Annotated in this window: 1 protein-coding gene; it reads right to left on the bottom strand. The window is 52.1% G+C overall.

Annotated elements, in window-relative coordinates:
* Positions 1-67: 67 nt before the first annotated feature.
* The coding region (locus EOS_RS42855) for a WzyE family oligosaccharide polymerase (protein WP_326972991.1) at positions 68-359 on the bottom strand (292 nt) is incomplete at its 5' end.

Below are 359 nucleotides of genomic sequence, written 5' to 3' on the forward strand. Positions count from 1 at the left end.
AAAAAGTAAAAGAAGCGTTTTAACGCCACGCCGGAGACTTCACTGGAAAAAGATCTGACTGTAGGAGTTAAGCCGGAACAGCAAAAAAGCCGTTGTGCATGAAGAAGATGCCGACGCTTACCAGCGCGATACCCATCAGGATCACCCACGTAAGATTGGTCTCCACGCGGTTCATGGTAAACAGCGGACGGCGCGGTACATCAGCAACGCGTTTGCGTAGGCGGGTTTTGTAGGTGACATAGTAAACCGCGTAGAAGCAGCCCGCAGAAAGCAACGCCTGCAACAAGATTTCTGGCGGCGCGACACCAACATCAAAGCGAAATACCAGCACGCTGGTCAGCGGGAAGCCGAAGAAAAAG

Origin of the sequence: Caballeronia mineralivorans PML1(12), from assembly GCF_001028175.1 — a bacterium.
GTDB lineage: Bacteria > Pseudomonadota > Gammaproteobacteria > Burkholderiales > Burkholderiaceae > Caballeronia > Caballeronia mineralivorans.